The organism is Rhodoferax sp. UBA5149 (assembly GCF_002413825.1).
In the GTDB taxonomy this organism is placed as follows: Bacteria; Pseudomonadota; Gammaproteobacteria; order Burkholderiales; family Burkholderiaceae_C; genus Rhodoferax.
The window spans coordinates 19405-19867 of the sequence record NZ_DHXT01000163.1; the positions used below are offsets into that span (position 1 = coordinate 19405).

Genomic DNA, 463 nt, shown 5'->3' on the forward strand with positions numbered 1-463 from the left:
TTGGGACCGTAGCGCTTGAGCCGCTCAGCTGCCTCGGCGCTGGTCAGGCCGTTCATTGGCCGTCCCCAACCGGAGAATGCAGCTGCCATGGGTCCGGCGCGGAATTACCAGTGGTGGCAGAGGAAAAAACAGTCATGATGCGAATAGCTTAGCCTCAATGAAACGCCCCAACCGTGCTCGAACGCACATATCGAAGTCCGTGCGCATTGTGTCGCGACACGTCGTGCCCGTATTGACGGCAGTCAAACAGCGGGTCATTCCACGGACTCAGGCCCTGGATTTGGGCCGACGGCTCGATAGCGGCCGTTGGACGGCGACAATCAATTTTTCCGTTCGCCCGCCGACTCTGGCTGCAATTGCAATCGCTCGATGCCGCTGTAGCACAGAAATCGCTTGTTGGTAGCGCGCCCGACGGTGCACAAGCCCAAGCGCTGCGCGACATCCAGACCCATCTGAGTGATGC

At 59.8% G+C, this 463-nt stretch carries 1 pseudogene; it reads right to left on the bottom strand.

Annotated features, from left to right (window positions below):
* Positions 1-320: 320 nt before the first annotated feature.
* Positions 321-463: pseudogene (locus B3V69_RS15025) on the bottom strand (formate dehydrogenase accessory sulfurtransferase FdhD); the annotation flags it as partial.